Here is a 19,206-nt window from a genome sequence, read left to right as displayed (position 1 = left end):
GCCATTTTCCCGTTCTAGACCTGCCAACTGGGTCAAGAGGAGTGGGAGAGCGCGATGTTCAGCGTCAAACGACTTGTAACCATCCTGGGAACGCTAGGTTGTGCGTTCGGGGTGGGTTTCGTCATGCAGACCTATGTCAAGGATCCCGGCCAGGGCGCCACGGACCCCGGGGTGCAGGTTGCCTCGGTCAGCGCGGTGACCGAGGCGGTGCCGTCGGGCGTGCTGACGGAACCGGCGCAGGCGGATGACGCCGGCATGGCCGTGATATCCGACGCAGCAGTGATGGCAGAGCCGCCGATTCCGCCCGAAACGGCGCCGCAGCCCGAGCTGTTGCCGGACGAGCCGGTAACGCTGGCATCGTTGGCCGATGTGCAGGATACCGCCCTTGACGCCCCCCTGCCGCAGGAAGAGCCCGCCCCCGCCTTTGGCTGCGAAATCGCGTTTACCGCCCAGCCCGTCGCCGCGGCGATGGTGCGTCTGTCGATTTCTGCGCCTTGCCTGATGAACGAGCGCTTCTCGCTGCACCACAACGGCATGATGTTCGCCGACGCCACCGACGATGCGGGCAAGGCCGAGATCACCGTGCCGGCGCTGAGCGAAAAGGCGGTCTTTATCGCCACCTTCGCGTCGGGCGCCAGCGCGGTTGCGCAGGCCGATGTCGAGACGCTGGAATATTACGACCGTGCCGTCGTGCAGTGGCGCGGTGCCGAGGGGCTGCAGATTCACGCGCTGGAATATGGCGCGGATTATGACGATGATGGCCACATCTGGGCCGGTGCCGACCGCGGCATGGCCGATGCGGCGCGCGGCGAAGGCGGGTTTGTCACCCGGCTGGGCGCCCCAGATGTATTCGAGCCGATGCTGGCCGAGGTATATACCTTCCCCTCTGGCACGGCGCTGGTCGACGGGGATGTTCGCCTGTCGCTGGAAATCGAGGTGATGGACAGCAACTGCGGCAAGGATGTCGAGGCGCAGGCGTTGCAAAAACACGGTATTTCACGCATGCAGCTGCGCGAAGTAACTCTGGCAATGCCGGGCTGTGACACCGTGGGCGATTATCTGGTGTTGAAAAACCTGTTCGATGACCTGAATATCGCCCGCAACTGACGTGTTGCGCCGAGGGGGATTTCATGGCGATCATTCGTGCGGCGACCTTCGCCGCACTTTTTTTCCTTTTTGGTGCGATCTCCGCGGCGGCGCAGGACGTGATCCTGACGTCGCGCGACGGCAATGTCGAGATTTCCGGCAACCTGCTGGGCTTTGACGGCGAGTTCTATCGCGTCGACACGGTCTATGGCGAACTGACGGTCGACGGGTCGGGCGTGCTGTGCGATGGGCCCGGCTGCCCCGATCTGGAGGATTTCATTGCCCGCATCACCCTGTCGGGCGCGCCGGGGGTGGGCCGGGTGCTGATGCCGGCCCTGATCGAGGCGTTCGCGGTCCGCAACGGCCACCGGGTCGAACGCAGGGATTTGTCCGATGCCGAAACCGTCCATGCGATCATTGACCGGGAAACGGGTCGGATCCTGGGTGAGTTCATCATTCGGCTGAACAATTCCGACGAAGGTTTTGCCGATCTTCTGGCCGACATGGCCGACATCGCCCTGTCGCTGCGCGAGGTTCGCCCGAAAGAGGCCGAGCGCGCCGCCGCGGCGGGGCTGGGCGATTTCACCGCGCGCGGGGCCGTCCGGGTCATCTCGCTGGATGCGCTGGTGCCGGTCGTGGCGCCGTCGAACCCGGTGCAGTCGCTGTCGATGAACGAGCTGGCCGGCGTCCTGACCGGCGAGATCGTGAACTGGCAGGCGCTGGGCGGGCCGGATGCGCCGGTCGCGGTGCATGTGCATGCCGCCGGCACCGGTCTGGGCCAGGCGACCGAAGACCGGATATTGAAACCCGCCCAAGCCGTTCTTGCCGAGACTGTCACGCACCATCCGGCCGGGCCGGGGCTGGCGCAGGCAGTGGCGGCCGACCCCTTTGCGCTGGGCGTAACCAGCCGGGCCGAGGTGGGCGATGCGCGCGAGGCGGCGATCAGGGGCGAATGCGGTTTCGCCCTGCGGGCCACGCGGCAGGCGGTCAAGACCGAGGATTACCCCCTGACCGCGCCGATGTTCCTGTACCTGCCGGCGCGCCGCTTTCCCAAGCTGGTGCGGGAATTCCTGTCCTATCTCGACGAACCCGCCGCGCAGCTTGTCATCCGCCGGGCCGGTTTTGTCGACCAGGCGCCCGAAGAGATACCGCTGGCCGCGCAGGGCGACCGGCTGGCCAATGCCATCGCCGGGGCGGGCGAGGAAACCGGGTTGGAAACGTTGCAGGAGATGACGACGTTTCTGACCCCGCTCAGCCGGCTGACCACCAGTTTCCGGTTCGAGGCCGGTTCGGTGCGGCTCGATGCGCAGTCGCGCTCGAACGTGCGGCAACTGGCGCGGGCGCTGGAAACCGGTATCTACGATGCGCGGCGGCTGGTTTTCGTGGGCTTCAGCGACAGCCGGGGGTCTGCCGGGGCAAACCTGCAGATTTCCAGGCGACGCGCCGAGGCCGTGCGCGACGCGGTGATCGAGGCCGCCGAGACGGCGAACCTGTCACGCATCGCGTTGGAGGCGGTGGCATTCGGCGAGGCGATGCCGATGGCCTGCGACAACAGCGCCTGGGGCCGCCAGATCAACCGACGGGTCGAAGTCTGGGTGCAGTAGCGCGGGGCCTACAGCAGCCCCTCGGCGCGAAAGCTGAGCTCTCGCGAGCGGCCGATGATGACGTGATCATGCAGCACGATGCTCAGTGCCTCGGCCGCCGAGGCGACCTGTGCCGTCATGGCGATGTCGGCCTGTGACGGGGTCGGGTCGCCCGAGGGGTGGTTGTGCACCAGGATCAGTGCGCTGGCGTCCAGCAGCAGTGCCCGCTTGACGATCTCGCGTGGGTAGACCGGGACATGATCGACCGTGCCCTGCGCCTGCTGTTCGTCGGCGATGAGCGTGTTCTTGCGGTCAAGAAAAAAGACGCGGAACTGTTCAGTCGCGCGGTGGGCCATGGTGGTGCGGCAGTAATCCAGCAGCGCGTCCCAGGATGACAGCACATGTCGCCGGCGGATGCGGGCCTGTGACAGGCGGTGCGCCGCTGCCTCGACCACCTTCAATTCGCAGATCACCGCCTCGCCCACCCCGTCGATCGCCGACAGGCGGTGCGCGGGGGCGGACAGCACGCCGCTGAAATCGCCGAACGAATCCAGCAGCGCGTGCGCCAGCGGTTTGACGTCGCGGCGGGGAATGGCGCGGAACAACACCAGTTCCAGCATCTCGTAATCGGGCAGGGCGTCGGCGCCACCGGCCAGAAAGCGGTCGCGCAGCCGTTTGCGGTGATCGCGGATATAAGAGGGCTGTGCAGGCGCGGATGCCGCCCCGTTCGCTGGGTGGCATTCATCGCTGTCGAAAAGCGGCAGCGCCCTGTCGGAAAGGCCGGTCGGATGCGTCATGTCGCCAGCATGACGCATCCTTGGTTAGCGATTGGTTAACCGCACCGTGCCCTGTCAGCTTTTCATGCTGTCCCAGAAATTCTTGACTGAGGACAGAAAGCTGCGGCTTTCGGGGTTGTTGTTCTCGCTCAGCCCGTCGAATTCACGCAGCAGTTCCTTTTGCCGTGCGGTCAGGTTCACCGGGGTTTCAACCGCAAGCTCGATGAACATGTCGCCATTGGGCCCGCCGCGCAGGCCCGGCATGCCCTTGCCGCGCAGACGCATCTGCCGGCCGGATTGCGACCCCTCGGGGATCTTCACCCGGCTGCGGCCGCCGTCGATGGTGGGCACCTCGATGTCGCCGCCCAGTGCCGCCGTGGTCATCGACACCGGCACCCGGCAGAAAAGGTTGCGATCCTCGCGCTGGAACAGATCGTGCGGCGCGACCTCGATAAAGATATAGAGGTCGCCCGCTGGTCCGCCGCGCATGCCGGCCTCGCCCTCGCCGGCCAGGCGGATGCGGGTGCCGGTCTCGACCCCTGCCGGGATGTTGACGCTAAGGGTGCGGTCCTTTTCGATCCGCCCGGCGCCGTGGCAAACCTTGCAGGGGTTCTTGATGATCTGGCCCAGCCCCGAACAGGTGGGGCAGGTGCGTTCGACAGTAAAGAAACCCTGCTGCGCGCGCACCTTGCCCATGCCCGAACAGGTCGGACAGGGGGTGGGTTCGGCGCCGCCCTCGGCGCCAGAGCCATTGCAGGCGTCGCACATCACCGAGCTGGGCACGCTGATGCTTTTCTGAAGCCCGGCATAGGCCTCTTCCAGGGTTATCCGCAGATTATAGCGCAGGTCCGACCCGCGCGCCGCGCGCTGGCGGCTGCTGCCGCGCCCGCCGCCCATGAAATCGCCGAACAGGTCGTCGAAGACGTCGGAAAAGGCGCTGGCGAAATCGCCCTGTCCGCCGCCGCCCATGCCGCCGCCACCGGGGCGCGGGCCGCCCATGCCCCCCTCGAATGCCGCATGCCCAAAGCGGTCATAGGCAGCTTTCTTTTCGGGGTCTTTCAGTACGTCGTAGGCCTCTCCCGCCTCCTTGAATTCGCTTTCGGAGTCGGGATTGTCCTTGTTGCGGTCGGGGTGAAGTTCCTTGGCCTTCTTGCGATAGGCCTTCTTGATCTCTTCGGCCGACGCGCCCCTGGAAAGACCGAGTACCTCGTAATAGTCACGCTTGGCCATTTCGGATCTCCTTTGGCAGAGTCAGACGGGGGCCGATGGCCCCCGCCGACCGCCGCGCCGTTCAGGCGCGCTTGTCGTCGTCGAGATCCTCGAAGTCGGCATCAACGATGTCGTCTTCGCCGGGGCCGGCATCGGTGGCCTTGGGCTCACCTTCGTCGCCCTCGTCCTGGCTGGCCTTGTAGATGGCCTCGCCCAGCTTCATCGCGGCCTCGGTCACGTTCTGGATGCCCGCACGGATCTTGTCGGCGGTTGCATCGTCCTTTTCGAGGTCGTCCTTGAGCGCGGCCACGGCCAGTTCGATCGCCTCGATGGTGGTCGGGTCGACCTTGTCGCTGTGTTCCTCCATCGACTTTTCGGTCGAATGGATGAGGCTTTCGGCCTGGTTGCGGGCCTCGACCAGTTCACGCCGCTCCTTGTCGCTCTCGGCGTTGGCCTCGGCCTCCTTGACCATGCGATCAATGTCCTCGTCAGACAGGCCGCCGGATGCCTGGATGGTGATCTTCTGCTCCTTGCCGGTGCCCTTGTCGCGGGCCGACACGGAAACGATGCCGTTGGCGTCGATGTCGAAGGTCACCTCGATCTGCGGCATGCCGCGAGGTGCCGGCGGGATGTTCTCGAGGTTGAACTGGCCCAGCATCTTGTTGTCCGCGGCCATTTCGCGCTCGCCCTGGAAGACGCGGATCGTCACAGCCGACTGGTTGTCCTCGGCGGTCGAGAAGATCTGCGATTTATTGGTCGGGATCGTGGTGTTGCGGTCGATCAGGCGGGTAAAGACCCCACCGAGCGTCTCGATGCCCAGGCTGAGCGGCGTCACGTCCAGCAGAACCACGTCCTTGACGTCGCCCTGCAGCACGCCGGCCTGGATGGCGGCGCCCATTGCGACCACCTCGTCGGGGTTGACCCCCTTGTGGGGCTCTTTCCCGAAAAACTTGGTCACTTCCTCGATCACCTTGGGCATACGGGTCATGCCGCCGACCAGAACCACCTCGTCGATGTCGCTGGCATTCAGCCCGGCATCCTTGAGCGCGGCCTTGCACGGCTTGAGCGAGGCCTGGATCAGGTCGCCCACCAGGCTTTCCAGCTTGGCGCGGGTCAGCTTGACCACCATGTGCAGCGGCTGGCCGTTCGAGCTCATCGAGATGAAGGGCTGGTTGATCTCGGTTTGCGAGGTGCTGGACAGCTCGATCTTGGCCTTCTCGGCGGCTTCCTTGAGGCGCTGCAGCGCCATCTTGTCCTGGGTCAGGTCGACGCCGTGCTCTTTCTTGAACTCGTTGGCGAGGTAGTTGACGATGCGCATGTCAAAGTCTTCGCCGCCAAGAAAGGTGTCGCCGTTGGTCGACTTGACCTCGAACAGGCCGTCGTCGATTTCAAGGATGGTCACGTCGAAGGTGCCGCCGCCGAGGTCGTAGACGGCGATGGTGTGGGTGTTTTCCTTGTCCAGCCCATAGGCCAGTGCCGCGGCGGTCGGTTCGTTGATGATGCGCAGCACCTCGAGACCGGCGATCTTGCCGGCGTCCTTGGTGGCCTGCCGCTGGGCGTCGTTGAAATAGGCGGGAACGGTGATGACGGCCTGTTTGACCTCTTCGCCCAAATAGCTTTCTGCGGTTTCCTTCATCTTGCCGAGGATGAAGGCCGAAATCTGGCTGGGGGAGTATTTCTCGCCGCGGGCCTCGACCCAGGCGTCGCCATTGCCGCCATCGACGATGCTGAATGGCACAAGCTTGCGGTCTTTTTCGACCTCTGCATCGGTCAGGCGACGGCCGACCAGGCGCTTGACGCCGAAAATGGTGTTTTCGGGGTTGGTGACCGCCTGGCGCTTGGCCGGCTGCCCGACAAGGCGTTCATCTTCTGCAAATGCGACGATCGAGGGGGTCGTGCGCGCCCCTTCGGCGTTTTCGATCACGCGGGCCTGGGCCCCGTCCATGATGGCAACACAGCTGTTGGTGGTGCCGAGGTCGATACCGATCACTTTGGCCATAATATTTGATCCCTTCTTCTTAAGGCGATTTTCACGAAAGCCGGACCCATTTCGGCATCCGGCCCCGATACCGGGGCAAAGCGGACTGGATCCGCTCTGCGGTTCCCGGCGTATATAGGCAGGCCACCTGCGCCCTGCAAGCGCAGCAATGACAGCGGGTTGGGCAAAAGTGTATTGAATACGTCGGTAAATCGCGACAACGGGAGCGCAATGATGCAGCCAGCCGAGATCGTCAGGGGATTCAGGATCTTCCGCGAGGCGCTGGACCGCGCCGCGCAACGGGCGCTGGTGGCCGATCTGCGCGAGGTGGCGGCGGCGGCGCCGATGTTTTCGCCGATGACACCCTATGGACGGCCGATGCGGGTGCGGATGACGTCGGCCGGCAGGTATGGCTGGTATTCAGACCGCTCGGGCTATCGCTATGAACGCCATCATCCCGACGGGCACCCCTGGCCCGAGATTCCGCGCTCGGTGCTGGGTATCTGGCGCCGCTTTGCCAGCGCGGGGCGCGACCCCGACTGTTGTCTTGTCAATTATTACGGCGAGGGCGCGCGCATGGGCCTGCACCAGGACCGGGACGAGGCCGATTTCAGCTGGCCGGTGGTGTCGTTGTCGCTGGGCGACGAGGCGCTGTTTCGCATGGGTGGTGCGACGCGCGGGGGCAAGACGGCGTCGGTCTGGCTGCGGTCGGGCGACGTGGTGGTGATGGGGGGCGCGGCGCGGCTGGCCTATCACGGGGTCGATCGTATCCGTTTTGGCTCATCAACGCTGCTGAATGGCGGCGGGCGCATCAACCTGACGCTGCGGGTGGTTGATTAGGGTGCGATACTGCAACAACCGGAATAGACGCGCACTTCGGCCTTGTCGGTGACCAGCAGGTCGATGCCCAGCCCGTAGGCGCGGTCGCTCATACCGTCCGAACACAGGGCCCGGCCCAGTACCGCGGTGACGACCACCGCGCCGCCGTCTGCGAACAGCGCGGCGCGGTCGGTCCGGTTCTCGGATTGCACGGTCAGGACGCTGGGCAGCGCCGTTTCGGTTTCGTCCCGGGTGAACGTTGCCTTGTCGTCCGGCGTCAGGCGAAAGGACCAGAACGGTTCCGTTCCCGAACAGATCAGGTCATTGGGCAGGCGGTCGCCTGGCTGACCCGGCCGCCGCGCCATGTAGTCGAGCGCGACCCAGCCCGACCCTTCGCCGATATTGATCAGGCCCCATTCGCCACTGACATCGGTATCGACGACTTCGATCCCGGCGGCGTCTGAGGGCAGCTTGGCCAGCACCTCGAAACGTGTCGATGGCCCGGCACGCACGTTCAACGTATCGTGCACCGCCACGCCGGTCACATCATAGAGCGCCGGCAGCGCCTGCGCCGCCGCAACGGCGGGCATCAGCATCAAGAGGCAGATTAGCGCGGCACGGATCAACGGCGTGCACCCCAGCTGCTGGAGACGTGTTGCCGGGTATAAAATTCGCCCATCAGCCCCACCATGACCAGCACCAGGGCGATAATGACCGGGTAATCGATGCTGGAATTGCGGGGGAAATAATTGACGAACGCAAAGCCGCGCGCCTGGTCGATGGTGTGAAAGAGCGGATTCCAGTCAAACACCCTGACCATCATCGGCGGCAGCGAGTTGGCGACGAACATCTTGCCCGAGGCGATCATGTTGGCGCGCTGATAAACCAGAGTAAAGACCGACACGAAGGTGGGAAACCACGGCTTGACCGCCAACAGCACCAGCCCCACCGCGCAGCCGGTGAACCAGGCCAGCAGGAACATCGAAAAGGCCAGGATCGGCTGCGCCACCTCGAACGGCGTGAACACGACGTGATAGATAAAGAGGATGGTGAAAAGCGACAGCGACTGGATGTAAAGCACGCTGAGCGCGCCGGACACGATCGCGACGATCGTATTCATCGGCGCGTGCTGCATCATCGGCGAGGCGGGCGATTCAGACCCCGCGATCGCGCCGACCGCCTTGACATGGGTGATGTAGAGAAACACCCCCGACATGACGTAAAGCAGGAAATCGCCGCGCAGCTTGGCCCCGCGCAGCCCCAGAACCGTGAACAGAACGTAGAAGGCCGCGACCAGCACCACCGCCTGCAACATGTTCACGAGCAACGCAATAAAGGCGTTGCTGTGGGTGTTGCGGACCTTTCTGACCGTGGTGTGATAGATCAGTTCGCCGATGATAAAGGCGGACTGAATTGTCGATCTCGGTCTGGTGTATTGAAACATGAGGCCCTGCCGCCTTGAAACCTGCCCGTACGGTCGCACGGGTTTCTTGCCGACCCGTCAGCTTCGTATCATAAGGGTTGGCGCGCGATCCCGCAACATCGCGGCGCGTGACAACAAGCATATCGGAGCAGTTTCTTGGATTACGCAGAATTCGCCACGGTTTCCCGCCGCCTGGCCATCGAAGCCGGTAACCGGATCATGGAAATCTACAATTCAGAGGATTTCGAGGTGAAAGTGAAATCCGATGAAAGCCCGGTGACTGAGGCGGACGAGGCCGCCGACGCGCTGATCTCGGCCGGGTTGCGCGCGGCCTTTCCCGGTGTGACGCTGGTGACCGAGGAACAGGCCGCCTCGCACAGCGAACGGGCGGACAGCTTTCTGATCGTCGATCCGCTGGACGGGACCAAGGAATTCATCCGCCGCCGTGGTGATTTCACCGTCAACATCGCCTGGGTCGAAAATGGCACGCCGGTGCGCGGCGTCGTCTATGCCCCGGCGCGGGAGCGGATGTTCTATACTCTGGCCGATGGCAGCACGGTCGAAGAGACCGGGCCGTTCGATGCCGAAACCCGGGGCGAGGTGACGCCGATCCAAGTCTCTGCGCCCGACAATGACGCGCTGATGGTGGTGGCCAGCAAATCGCACCGGGACGAGGCCACCGATGCCTATATCGCCCGCTATGCCGTACGCGACATGAAAAGCGCGGGATCGTCGCTCAAGTTCTGCCTGGTCGCCACCGGCGAGGCCGATCTTTACCCCCGGCTGGGGCGGACGATGGAATGGGATACCGCCGCCGGGCACGCGGTGCTGGCTGGGGCCGGCGGGCAGGTGGTGCGCTTTGACGACCACACGCCGCTGGCCTATGGCAAGGAAGGGTATGCCAACCCGTTCTTTATCGCCCTTGCCCCGGGCGTGGAGCTGAAACCTGCGTCATGAGTGTCCTTGTCGTCATCCCCGCGCGCTATGCCTCGACCCGTTATCCGGGCAAGCCGCTGGTTGAACTGACCGGCGCCACCGGCGAGGGCAAGAGCCTGATCCAACGCAGCTGGGAGGCCGCGAGCGCCGCCAATGGCGCCGACCGGGTGGTGGTGGCGACCGATGACGCGCGCATTGCCGATGCCGCGCACGGGTTCGGCGCCGAGGTGGTGATGACGTCGTCGGACTGCCGCAACGGCACCGAACGCTGCGCCGAGGCGCACGCCGCGCTGGGCGGCGGCCATGACATCGTGGTCAATCTGCAGGGCGACGCGCCGCTGACGCCGCCCTGGTTCGTCGAAGACCTGATCGAGGGCCTGCGCGCCGATCCCGCCGCCGGGGTGGCGACGCCGGTGCTGGCCTGCGACGGTGCCGCGCATCGCGGGTTCCTGGAGGATCGCGCCGCCGGTTGCGTCGGCGGCACGACGGCGGTTTTCGATCTCAACCGCCACGCGCTCTATTTCTCGAAGGAGGTGATCCCCTATACCGGGCGCCTTTATGGCGATGATGAACGCACGCCGGTGTTTCATCACGTCGGCGTTTATGCCTACCGGCCCGATGCGCTGTCGGCCTATCCGGGCTGGCCGGTGGGGCCGCTTGAGGGGCTGGAAGGGCTGGAACAGCTGCGTTTCATGGAAAACGGGCGCGCGGTGCTGTGCGTCGAGGTCGACGCCCGTGGCCGCCGCTTTTGGGAGCTGAACAACCCCGGCGACGTCGAGCGAATCGAGACGATGATGCGCGAGATGGGCATGGCCTGAGACCGGGTCAGCTGGCGTTCAGGGGCGGGTCTTGTGCGCGGTCCTTGCGTGCCGACTGGTTGCGTGTGTATTTGAGCAAAAAAGTCAAAGAAATGGCGACGGGCCAGTGTGTTCCGCGGTGATCTCGTGTATCAGTCGGGGAAAAAGCAAGATCAGGAGCAGACGATGCGGACCAAGGTAACCAAGGCGATCTTTCCGGTTGCGGGGCTGGGTACGAGATTTCTGCCGGCGACGAAATCGGTGCCCAAGGAGATCATGACCCTGGTTGACCGTCCGCTGGTGCAATACGCCATCGACGAGGCGCGCGCCGCCGGCATCAAGGAATTCATCTTTGTCACCTCGCGCGGCAAGGGCGCGCTGGAGGATTATTTCGACAACGCACCCCAACTGGAACAGGAACTGCGCCGCAAGGGCAAGACCGAGCTGCTGGAACTGCTCAAGAGCACTGATATGGACAGCGGCGAGATCGCCTATATGCGTCAGCACAGGCCGCTGGGGCTGGGTCATGCGGTCTGGTGTGCGCGGCGGCTGATCGGAAACGAACCCTTTGCGGTGATCTTGCCCGACGACATCATCGCGGCGGAAAAACCCTGTCTTGCGCAGATGGTCGAGGCGTTCGCGGAAACCCAAGGCAATATAGTTGCCGCGATGGAGGTGCCGCCGGAAAAGGCGTCGTCCTACGGTATCCTGGATATCAAGGAAGACATGGGGCGCATTGTCTCGACCAAAGGCATGGTCGAGAAACCCGCCCTTGGCGAGGCGCCTTCGAACCTGGCGGTGATCGGACGTTACATCCTGACGCCCAAGGTGCTGCAGAAGCTCAACAAGAAACGCACCGGCGCGGGGGGCGAGATTCAGCTGACCGACGCCATCGCCGATGCCCGCGACTCGGGCGAAGAGGTCTATGGTTTCCGTTTCGAGGGGCAGCGTTTCGACTGTGGCTCGAAATCGGGCTACCTGCAGGCCACCGTCGCGTTTGCCCTGGCGCGCGACGACCTGCGTGACGATCTGTGGACGTTCCTGAACGATCTTGTCCACGCCGAAAAGGCGGCGCAGTGACAGCGGGGGCAAAGCCGTGACCAATATCCTCGTCACCGGCGGCGCCGGTTATATCGGCTCTCACGCGTGCAAGCTGCTAAAGACCGCCGGCTATACGCCGATCACCTATGACAACCTTTGCACCGGCTGGGAGCAGGCCGTAAAGTTCGGCCCCTTCGAGCAGGGTGACCTGCGCGACCGAGAGCGGCTGGACCAGGTTCTTGCCGCCTACCGGCCCGCCGCGATCATGCATTTCGCCGCGCTCAGTCAGGTCGGCGAAAGCATGCGCGACCCCGGCGCCTATTGGATGAACAACGTTGCCGGCAGCGTCACCCTGTTGCAGGCGGCGGTCGATGCCGGCTGTCTCGATTTCGTGTTCTCGTCGACCTGCGCGGTCTACGGCGAACAGGACAACGTGGTGCTGGACGAGAAATGCCGCCTGGACCCGGTGAACGCCTACGCGTCGTCCAAGCGCGCGATCGAGGACATGTTGCGCGATTTCGAGGCTGCTCACGGGCTGCGACACGTCATATTCCGTTATTTCAACGTCGCCGGGGCCGACCCCGATGGCGAGGTAGGCGAATTTCACCGGCCCGAGACGCATCTCATCCCGTTGGTGCTGGATGCCATCGACGGGCGTCGCGATGCGCTGACCATATTCGGCACCGATTACGATACGCCCGACGGAACCTGCATTCGTGACTACGTGCATGTGATGGACCTGGTCGAGGCGCATTTGCTGGGGCTGCGCTGGCTGGAACAGGGCCGCGAAAGCCGCGTGTTCAACCTGGGCACCGGCACCGGCTTTACGGTGCGCGACGTGATCGAGCACGCCAACGCCGCCACCGGCCGCGAGGTACCGGTGATCGAGGGCGAGCGCCGGCCGGGGGACTGCACCAAGCTGGTTTCCGGTTCGACGCGCGCCGCGGCCGAACTGGGCTGGTCGCCCGAACGGTCGGCCCTGCCACAGATGATTGCAGATGCGTGGGCGTGGCACCGGACTGGACATTACGAAAAATAGGCCCGACTCTTTTTTCGGGCAGACAAGAGCGGTTAACGGGTCCAATGGTCTGGCGGACAGAGGCGGCGATCAGGTACAGGCAGCGCTGGAAGCGCCGCCGCCTGCTGTATCGCGCGCTGCGAAAGCGCCGCCAGTTGACCCCCGTGATCGACCGCACCGCGCAGATCCGCCCCGATGACATCCTGGCAGTGTCGAGCGTGCGCAACGAAAGCGCCCGGCTGCCCTTTTTCCTGGAACACCACCGCAAGCTGGGCGTGGCGCATTTCCTGTTCGTCGACAATTGCAGCGATGACGGCACCGATGATTACCTGGCGGCGCAACCCGATGTGTCGCTGTGGTCGACGCCGCACAGTTACCGGCTGTCGCGGTTCGGGCTGGACTGGCTGACATGGCTGCAGTCGCAATATGCGCATGGCCATTGGTGCCTGATGCTGGATGCCGACGAGATACTGATCTATCCGCATCACGACACAAGGCCGCTGCCGGCGCTGACCGACTGGCTGGACCGGACCGGCAGGCAATCGTTCGGCACGCTGATGCTGGACCTCTACCCCAAGGGACCGCTGGGCACGCAGACCTACCAGCCCGGCGATGACCCCATGCAGACATTATGCTGGTTCGACCGCGGCAACTATACCATCCGCAAGCAGCCGCACCTGCAAAGCCTCTGGATTCAGGGCGGGGTGCGCGCGCGCTGCTTCTTCGGCGCCAACCCGCGACGCGCGCCGACGATGAACAAGGTGCCGCTGGTGAAATGGCACTGGCGCCATGTCTATGTGAACTCCAGCCATGCGTTGCTGCCCCGGCACCTGAACCGGGTCTATGACGAGGATGGCGGTGAAGAGACGTCCGGCATCCTGCTGCACACCAAGTTCCTGCCAGAAATCGTCGCCAAGTCGGCCGAGGAAAAGGCGCGGCGCGAACATTTCGCCAACAGCGCGCTTTACGACGACTATTACGACGCGCTGGCTGACAACCCCGACCTGTGGTGCGAGCGTTCCAGCCGTCTGACCGGATGGCGCCAGCTTGAGGCGATGGGGCTGATGTCGCGGGGCAACTGGGTATGACTGGCGTTCGGGGCAGGTGCGATATTGCCAACATCGGCTGTGCGCTTATGGTAAGCCACGCGGACAGGTTCGAAAAAATGCAATGGAACGGGCGGCATGAGCAGACGAACCGCCGGGACTGGGCAAATCTTGACCAACACGGCCCAGGGTTCGACGGCGGCGCGGTGAAACGGCAGGGCGACAGACAGTGAGCGTTTGGCAATCCTATATCATGCGGCTACGCCGAAGGCGCGCCCATATCCGGGCGTACCGCAAGCATTTCGCGCTCAACCCGGTGCGCGAACGCACCGAAAAGATCCGGCCCGGCGACATCCTGCTGTTTTCGACCTTTCGCAACGAACATGTGCGCCTGCCCTATTTCCTGGACTATTACCGCAAGCTGGGCGTGGCGCATTTCCTGATGGTCGATAACGACAGCGACGATGGCGGGCGCGAATTCCTGACCGGTCAGCCTGATGTATCGCTGTGGACAACGCGCGCCAGTTACAAACGGTCGCGTTTCGGTGTCGACTGGCTGAACTGGTTGCAGCGTCGCTATGGGCATGGGCACTGGACGCTGGTGGCCGATCCGGACGAGCTGTTCGTCTATCCGTTTTGCGATACCAGGCCGATCCGGGCGCTGACCGACTGGCTGGACGTTTCCGGCGTGCGCTCGTTCGGCGCCATGCTGCTGGACATGTACCCCAAGGGCCGGATCGACGCGGTGCCTTATAGCCAGGGGCAGGACCCGATCGAGATTGCCGCCTGGTTCGACCCCGGCAACTATATGATCGAGCGAAATCCGTCATACTGGAACCTGTGGATTCAGGGCGGGCCGCGCGCGCGCGTCTTCTTTTCCGGCCAGCCCAAAAAGGCGCCGGCACTCAACAAGATACCGCTGGTCAAGTGGGACCGTCGCTATGCCTATGTCAGTTCGGCCCACACGCTGTTGCCACGGGGTCTCAACCTGACCTACGACCAGTGGGGCGGCGAACGTGCCAGCGGGGTTCTGCTGCACACCAAGTTTCTCGACACCTTCACCACCAAGGCGCAAGAGGAACTGGAGCGCCGGCAGCACTATTCCGGCAGTGTCGAATACAAGGCCTACGCCGAAAACATCCGCGATAATCCAGAGCTTTGGTGCAATTGGTCGGAAAAATATATAAACTGGCGTCAACTAGAGATACTGGGCCTGATGTCGAAAGGTAACTGGGCGTGAACGAGGGGGCGGACAAAGGCGCGGGCGTCGGCATCGTCATGCTGGTGCATACCGCTTTCGACCGTGCCGAACAGGTGGCGCGACACTGGGCGGCATCGGGCTGTCCGATTGTCTTTCACGTCGACCGCGCGGTGCCGACCAAGGCCTACAACGCCTTTGTCCGGTCGTTGTCCGATCTGCCCGATATCCGTTTCGTGGGGCGCCACCGTTGCGAATGGGGCACCTGGGGCCTTGTCGCGGCAACGCAGGCCGCGTCCGAGGTGATGTTGCGCGATTTTCCGAATGTGCGTCATGTCTACCTGGCATCGGGGGCGTGTCTGCCGCTCAGGCCGGTGCAGGAACTTATCGACTACCTGGCCGAGCGCCCGACCACCGATTTCATCGAATCCGCCACTACGGCGGATGTGCCCTGGACCATCGGCGGGCTGGACGAGGAACGCTTTACCCTGCGGTTCCCGTTTTCGTGGCGGCGCAACCGCTATCTGTTCGACAAATATGTCGAATTCCAGCGCCGCATCGGATTCAAACGCAAGATACCCAACGGCATCGTGCCGCATATGGGCAGCCAGTGGTGGTGCCTGACCCGGCAGACGCTGTCGGCCATCCTCGAAGACCCCGACCGCAAGGTGTATGACAGTTATTTCCGGCGTGTCTGGATACCTGACGAAAGCTATTTCCAGACTCTGGCGCGGCTTTATTCCCGCCGGATCGAAAGCCGGTCACTGACCCTGTCCAAGTTTGACTATCAAGGCAAGCCGCACATTTTCTACGACGATCACCTGCAGTTGCTGCGGCGCTCGGACTGTTTCGTCGCACGCAAGATCTGGCCCTTTGCCGACCGGTTGTATCAGGCCTTTCTGACCGATCAGGACGGCGCCATGAAACGGACCGAACCCAACCCCGGCAAAATCGACCGCATCTTTTCCAAGGCGGTCGAGCGGCGGACGCGGGGGCGGCCGGGGCTGTACATGCAAAGCCGGTTCCCCGCGCCAGGGCGCGAGATCAACCTGACCTGCGCGCCCTATTCGGTGTTCGAGGGGTTCAGCGACCTGTTCGAGAATTTCGAAACCTGGCTGGCGCGGATGACCGGGGCGCGGGTGCATGGCCACCTGTTCGCGCCCGAGCGGGCCGAATTTTCGGACGGGCAGACGGTTATGAATGGTGCGCTCAGCGACAGCGCCAAGCTGCGCGACTACAACAAATGGGCGTTCCTGACCAACCTGATCTGGAACACGCGCGGTGAACGGCAGTGTTTCCAGATTGGTCCGCGCGACCATATCAAGGGCATCGAGTGGAATATCGCCATGGACCCGAACGCCCAGATTTCGGTGATCTCGGGGGCGTGGGCGATCCCGCTGTTCAAGTCGAACGAGAATTTTTCGGAAATCCGAAACAAGGCCGCGTTCCTGCAGCATACCGAACGCAAGCATCTGGATACGCTACGCTCGGAATGGTCAAAGGCGCGCATCCGTATCTGGACGCTGGCGGAATTCATCGAGGCCCCGATGGAGCCGTTGCAGACCATCATCGACGAGATCGGCAAGCATAATCAGACCGGGCTGGCGGAGGTGCCGAAAATGGCCGATCTGACCGGTTTTGGCCAGTTCCTGCAAAACCTCAAAAACCAGGGCATGCACCCCTATCTGATGGGCGATTTCCCGGTGGCGCAGGACCAGAACGAGCCGCAGCATACGAAACCGAAACCCTATCTGGTTCGGTAACCCGGAATGGCGCAACGTTTTGACTATTTCGTGGTGTTCGCGGACATGCGCACCGGCTCCAACTTTCTGGAGGCAAACCTGAACGCCTTTGAGGGCTTTCACTGCCACGGCGAGGCATTCAACCCGCATTTCATCGGCTATCCGAACAAGACCGAGCTGCTGGGCATCACCCAGCCCGAACGCGAGGCCGACCCCCTGCGCCTGATCCGCGCCATCCGCGAAGGCGGGCCGGGAATGGGCGGCTTTCGCTTTTTCAACGATCACGACCCGCGGGCGCTGGCGGTCTGTCTGGACGATCCGCGCTGTGCCAAGATCGTGCTGACACGCAACCCCGCCGAAAGCTATGTGTCGTGGAAGATCGCGCAGGCCACGGGGCAATGGAAGCTGACCAACGTCAAGCGCCGCAGAGACAGCCGCATTCGCTTTGACGCGGCCGAGTTCGAAACCCATGTCGCCGCTCTGCAGGGGTTTCAGGAACGCATCCTGCACCGGTTGCAGATGACGGGGCAGACAGCGTTCTACTTGGCCTATGAGCATCTGCAGGACGTGGCGGTGATGAACGGGCTGGCGGCATTCCTGGGGTCTGACGAGCGGCTGGAAAAGCTGGACGGATCGCTGAAGAAACAGAACCCGTCGCCGCTGTCGGAAAAGGTGATCAATTTCCGCGAGATGGAGCGCGCGCTTGCTGGTTTCGACCGCTTCAACCTGTCGCGGACCCCGAATTTCGAGCCCCGGCGCGGCGCGGCGGTGCCCGGCTTTGTGACCGGGGTGCATGCGCCGCTCTTGTTCATGCCGGTGCGCGGCGGACCAGAGGCCGAGGTCATGGCCTGGCTTGCGGCGCTCGACGGTGTGGCGCCTGACACCCTGCCCACCCAGATGAGCCAGAAGGAACTGCGCCAGTGGATGCAGGCGCGGGTCGGGCATCGCAGCTTTACCGTGCTGCGCCACCCGCTTGCGCGCGCCCATTCGGTGTTCTGTGCCCGTATCCTGCATGACGGGCCGGGGGCGTTTGCGCGTATCCGCAACACGCTGCGCAAGGTTCACAAGTTGCCGATTCCCGCTGGTGCGCCGGGTGACGAATACGACCGCGATGCGCACCGCGCGGCGTTCGTGGCGTTTTTGGAATTCCTTCGCGCCAACCTGGCCGGGCAAACCGGCATCCGCGTTGATCCGCACTGGGCCAGCCAGGCCGTGATGCTGCAGGGTATGGCGCAGTTCGCCGCGCCCGACATGGTGATACGAGAGGACGAGATGCCCGCCGCGTTGCCGGGGCCGGCCCGTGGCGCGGGGTATGCGCAGGCGCCCGCCGTAATGGCGGCGCCCGCCGACAGCCCCTTTGCGCTGGCCGACATCTATGACGCCGAGGTCGAAAAACTCGCCGCGCGCGTCTATCACAAGGATTACGTGCTGTTCGGGTTCGGCCCCTGGGGCTGAACGCGCGTCAGGCCGCCTGTACCGCCTGCGCCTCTGTCAGGATGGTGTAAAGCGTCATGGGGTCGCTGTTGGAACGCAGCTTGGCGCACAGCGATGTATCGCGCAGCGTGCGGGACACCCGTGCCAGCGCCTTGAGATGTTCGACCCCGGCATCGGCGGGCGCGAACAGCGCAAAGATCAGGTCGACCGGCTGGCGGTCGACGGCGTCGAAATCGACCGGTTTTTCCAGCAGCACCATCGCGCCGACCACCTTGTCCAGCCCGTCAAGGCGGGCGTGGGGCAGCGCGACCCCATGGCCGACGCCCGTCGGGCCAAGGCTCTCGCGTTCCTGCAGAGCGTCGATGGCGTCGGTATGGCTGACGTCATAGGCGGCCTCGGCAATCGTGCCCAGTTCCTGGAACAATCTCTTCTTGCTCGATACCGCAGACAATACTCTGACGGCCTCAGGTTTGAGGATCATGGAAATGTCCATCTATTTTTGCTCCGCGGACGTGCCTGCACGGCACCTTCCGACATTACTGGTTACGGGTCGATCCAGCCGATATTGCCATCGTCGCGGCGGTACACCACGTTCAACCCGTCTTTCCCCTCATTTCTGAAGACCAGGACAGGAACGCCGGCAAGCTCCATCTGCATGACCGCCTCGCCAACCGAAAGCGACGGAATCCTGGTTTCCATCTCGGCGACGATAATCGGCTGCAGGCTTTCGGGTTCCGAATCCTCACCTTCCGTTTCGGATGCGAGGATATAGGCGGATGCCTCTGATAGTTCAACCGGTATGGCGCGAGCGCGGTGATGGTCCTTCAGCCGGCGCTTGTAGCGGCGCAGCTGCTTTTCCATTTTCTCGCCGCAGGCGTCGAAAGCGGCATAAATTTCATGCGCCCTGCCGCTGGCCTGGGCCGTCAGTCCGGTCGACAGGTGGACGATTGCCTCGCACACGAAAACCGGCCCTTCCTTGGAAAACACCACATGCGCATCCGTCGGGCGATCGGCGTATTTCTCAATGACACTGGCAAGCTCCTGTTCCACATGGGTTTTCAGGGCGTCACCCACGTCGATCTGCTTTCCACTGATTTTGTAGTGCATTTTGCCTCCTTGT

Annotated in this window: 18 protein-coding genes; 11 read left to right on the top strand and 7 right to left on the bottom strand. The window is 63.6% G+C overall.

Translation table 11 applies throughout. From position 1 onward, the window contains the following. The first annotated feature begins 54 nt into the window (after positions 1–54). Together DL899_RS05750 and DL899_RS05745 are read left to right on the top strand one after the other, a co-directional pair. Positions 55–1,107, top strand: coding sequence for a hypothetical protein (locus DL899_RS05750; RefSeq protein ID WP_162685513.1), 1,053 nt, complete (start codon positions 55–57; stop codon positions 1,105–1,107). A 23-nt stretch (positions 1,108–1,130) separates the two neighbouring features. Then, complete coding sequence (locus DL899_RS05745) at positions 1,131–2,690, top strand: phosphate ABC transporter substrate-binding/OmpA family protein (RefSeq protein WP_111733024.1); 1,560 nt, start codon at positions 1,131–1,133, stop codon at positions 2,688–2,690. Positions 2,691–2,698: 8 nt separating this feature from the next. Here DL899_RS05745 and radC read toward each other — a convergent pair whose 3' ends face one another. From radC to dnaK, 3 genes are all read right to left on the bottom strand, one after another. Continuing rightward, positions 2,699–3,466 (bottom strand): RadC family protein, encoded by a 768-nt coding sequence (gene radC / locus DL899_RS05740; protein ID WP_111733023.1) that lies wholly within the window; start codon positions 3,464–3,466, stop codon positions 2,699–2,701. A gap of 54 nt (positions 3,467–3,520) precedes the next feature. Beyond that, on the bottom strand, positions 3,521–4,675 hold the full coding sequence (dnaJ, locus tag DL899_RS05735; RefSeq protein WP_111733022.1) for a molecular chaperone DnaJ: 1,155 nt from the start codon (positions 4,673–4,675) through the stop codon (positions 3,521–3,523). Positions 4,676–4,736: 61 nt separating this feature from the next. Next, positions 4,737–6,653, bottom strand: coding sequence for a molecular chaperone DnaK (gene dnaK / locus DL899_RS05730; protein ID WP_111733021.1), 1,917 nt, complete (start codon positions 6,651–6,653; stop codon positions 4,737–4,739). A 210-nt stretch (positions 6,654–6,863) separates the two neighbouring features. Here dnaK and DL899_RS05725 point away from each other — a divergent pair, with 210 nt between their 5' ends. Further along, positions 6,864–7,472, top strand: coding sequence for an alpha-ketoglutarate-dependent dioxygenase AlkB family protein (locus DL899_RS05725; RefSeq protein WP_111733020.1), 609 nt, complete (start codon positions 6,864–6,866; stop codon positions 7,470–7,472). On the opposite strand, the gene DL899_RS05720 is transcribed toward DL899_RS05725, so the two are convergent. Together DL899_RS05720 and DL899_RS05715 are read right to left on the bottom strand one after the other, a co-directional pair. Beyond that, a complete protein-coding gene (locus DL899_RS05720) occupies positions 7,469–8,077 on the bottom strand; it encodes an SH3 domain-containing protein (RefSeq protein WP_162685512.1) in 609 nt (202 codons plus the stop codon). The two genes, DL899_RS05725 and DL899_RS05720, sit on opposite strands and share 4 nt — an antisense overlap. Further along, on the bottom strand, positions 8,074–8,895 hold the full coding sequence (locus DL899_RS05715) for an ABC transporter permease (protein ID WP_111733018.1): 822 nt from the start codon (positions 8,893–8,895) through the stop codon (positions 8,074–8,076). Before DL899_RS05715 ends, DL899_RS05720 begins: the two co-directional genes overlap by 4 nt. Positions 8,896–9,030: 135 nt before the next feature. Between DL899_RS05715 and cysQ the strand changes: the two genes are divergently transcribed. The 8 genes from cysQ to DL899_RS05670 all read left to right on the top strand — a co-directional run bounded on the left by cysQ (position 9,031) and on the right by DL899_RS05670 (position 18,107). Continuing rightward, the gene (cysQ, locus tag DL899_RS05710) at positions 9,031–9,831 is read left to right on the top strand and encodes a 3'(2'),5'-bisphosphate nucleotidase CysQ (RefSeq protein ID WP_111733017.1); all 801 of its coding nucleotides are present in this window, start codon (positions 9,031–9,033) and stop codon (positions 9,829–9,831) included. Continuing rightward, the gene (locus tag DL899_RS05705; protein ID WP_111733016.1) at positions 9,828–10,628 is read left to right on the top strand and encodes a 3-deoxy-manno-octulosonate cytidylyltransferase; all 801 of its coding nucleotides are present in this window, start codon (positions 9,828–9,830) and stop codon (positions 10,626–10,628) included. The genes cysQ and DL899_RS05705 overlap by 4 nt, the downstream gene beginning before the upstream one ends. Positions 10,629–10,793: 165 nt before the next feature. Beyond that, on the top strand, positions 10,794–11,687 hold the full coding sequence (gene galU, locus DL899_RS05700) for a UTP--glucose-1-phosphate uridylyltransferase GalU (RefSeq protein WP_111733117.1): 894 nt from the start codon (positions 10,794–10,796) through the stop codon (positions 11,685–11,687). A gap of 16 nt (positions 11,688–11,703) precedes the next feature. Then, the gene (gene galE / locus DL899_RS05695; protein ID WP_111733116.1) at positions 11,704–12,687 is read left to right on the top strand and encodes a UDP-glucose 4-epimerase GalE; all 984 of its coding nucleotides are present in this window, start codon (positions 11,704–11,706) and stop codon (positions 12,685–12,687) included. A 44-nt stretch (positions 12,688–12,731) separates the two neighbouring features. Next, the gene (locus DL899_RS05690; RefSeq protein ID WP_111733015.1) at positions 12,732–13,754 is read left to right on the top strand and encodes a glycosyltransferase family 2 protein; all 1,023 of its coding nucleotides are present in this window, start codon (positions 12,732–12,734) and stop codon (positions 13,752–13,754) included. A 211-nt stretch (positions 13,755–13,965) separates the two neighbouring features. After that, entirely contained in the window at positions 13,966–14,952 is a 987-nt protein-coding gene (locus tag DL899_RS05680; RefSeq protein WP_111733013.1) for a glycosyltransferase family 2 protein, read from the top strand. Positions 14,953–14,990: 38 nt separating this feature from the next. Further along, complete coding sequence (locus tag DL899_RS05675) at positions 14,991–16,673, top strand: DUF5927 domain-containing protein (protein ID WP_111733115.1); 1,683 nt, start codon at positions 14,991–14,993, stop codon at positions 16,671–16,673. Positions 16,674–16,679: 6 nt separating this feature from the next. Next, the gene (locus DL899_RS05670) at positions 16,680–18,107 is read left to right on the top strand and encodes a nodulation protein NodH (protein WP_111733012.1); all 1,428 of its coding nucleotides are present in this window, start codon (positions 16,680–16,682) and stop codon (positions 18,105–18,107) included. 7 nt (positions 18,108–18,114) lie between these two features. Here DL899_RS05670 and DL899_RS05665 read toward each other — a convergent pair whose 3' ends face one another. Further along, positions 18,115–18,579 carry a PTS sugar transporter subunit IIA gene (locus DL899_RS05665; RefSeq protein ID WP_111733011.1) on the bottom strand — a complete coding sequence of 155 codons (465 nt, stop codon included), beginning with the start codon at positions 18,577–18,579 and terminating at the stop codon, positions 18,115–18,117. A gap of 50 nt (positions 18,580–18,629) precedes the next feature. Next, a complete protein-coding gene (gene hpf, locus DL899_RS05660) occupies positions 18,630–19,193 on the bottom strand; it encodes a ribosome hibernation-promoting factor, HPF/YfiA family (protein ID WP_111733010.1) in 564 nt (187 codons plus the stop codon). Positions 19,194–19,206 lie beyond the last annotated feature (13 nt).

It is taken from the genome of Roseovarius amoyensis, assembly GCF_003260265.1.
Taxonomy (GTDB): domain Bacteria; phylum Pseudomonadota; class Alphaproteobacteria; order Rhodobacterales; family Rhodobacteraceae; genus Roseovarius; species Roseovarius amoyensis.
Note: the sequence above shows the minus strand (reverse complement) of the source record. Positions and strands in the feature narration are given on the sequence as shown.

Bases quoted from the DNA above. Each gene is read 5' to 3' on its own strand.
- DL899_RS05680 (WP_111733013.1), top strand. From the start codon at position 13,966: ATGCGGCTACGCCGAAGGCGCGCCCATATCCGGGCGTACCGCAAGCAT.
- DL899_RS05715 (WP_111733018.1), bottom strand. From the start codon at position 8,895: ATGTTTCAATACACCAGACCGAGATCGACAATTCAGTCCGCCTTTATC.
- DL899_RS05745 (WP_111733024.1), top strand. From the start codon at position 1,131: ATGGCGATCATTCGTGCGGCGACCTTCGCCGCACTTTTTTTCCTTTTT.
- radC (WP_111733023.1), bottom strand. From the start codon at position 3,466: ATGACGCATCCGACCGGCCTTTCCGACAGGGCGCTGCCGCTTTTCGAC.
- DL899_RS05750 (WP_162685513.1), top strand. From the start codon at position 55: ATGTTCAGCGTCAAACGACTTGTAACCATCCTGGGAACGCTAGGTTGT.
- DL899_RS05705 (WP_111733016.1), top strand. From the start codon at position 9,828: ATGAGTGTCCTTGTCGTCATCCCCGCGCGCTATGCCTCGACCCGTTAT.
- DL899_RS05675 (WP_111733115.1), top strand. From the start codon at position 14,991: ATGCTGGTGCATACCGCTTTCGACCGTGCCGAACAGGTGGCGCGACAC.
- DL899_RS05670 (WP_111733012.1), top strand. From the start codon at position 16,680: ATGGCGCAACGTTTTGACTATTTCGTGGTGTTCGCGGACATGCGCACC.
- DL899_RS05690 (WP_111733015.1), top strand. From the start codon at position 12,732: ATGGTCTGGCGGACAGAGGCGGCGATCAGGTACAGGCAGCGCTGGAAG.
- DL899_RS05725 (WP_111733020.1), top strand. From the start codon at position 6,864: ATGATGCAGCCAGCCGAGATCGTCAGGGGATTCAGGATCTTCCGCGAG.
- hpf (WP_111733010.1), bottom strand. From the start codon at position 19,193: ATGCACTACAAAATCAGTGGAAAGCAGATCGACGTGGGTGACGCCCTG.
- dnaK (WP_111733021.1), bottom strand. From the start codon at position 6,653: ATGGCCAAAGTGATCGGTATCGACCTCGGCACCACCAACAGCTGTGTT.
- dnaJ (WP_111733022.1), bottom strand. From the start codon at position 4,675: ATGGCCAAGCGTGACTATTACGAGGTACTCGGTCTTTCCAGGGGCGCG.
- DL899_RS05665 (WP_111733011.1), bottom strand. From the start codon at position 18,579: ATGGACATTTCCATGATCCTCAAACCTGAGGCCGTCAGAGTATTGTCT.
- galU (WP_111733117.1), top strand. From the start codon at position 10,794: ATGCGGACCAAGGTAACCAAGGCGATCTTTCCGGTTGCGGGGCTGGGT.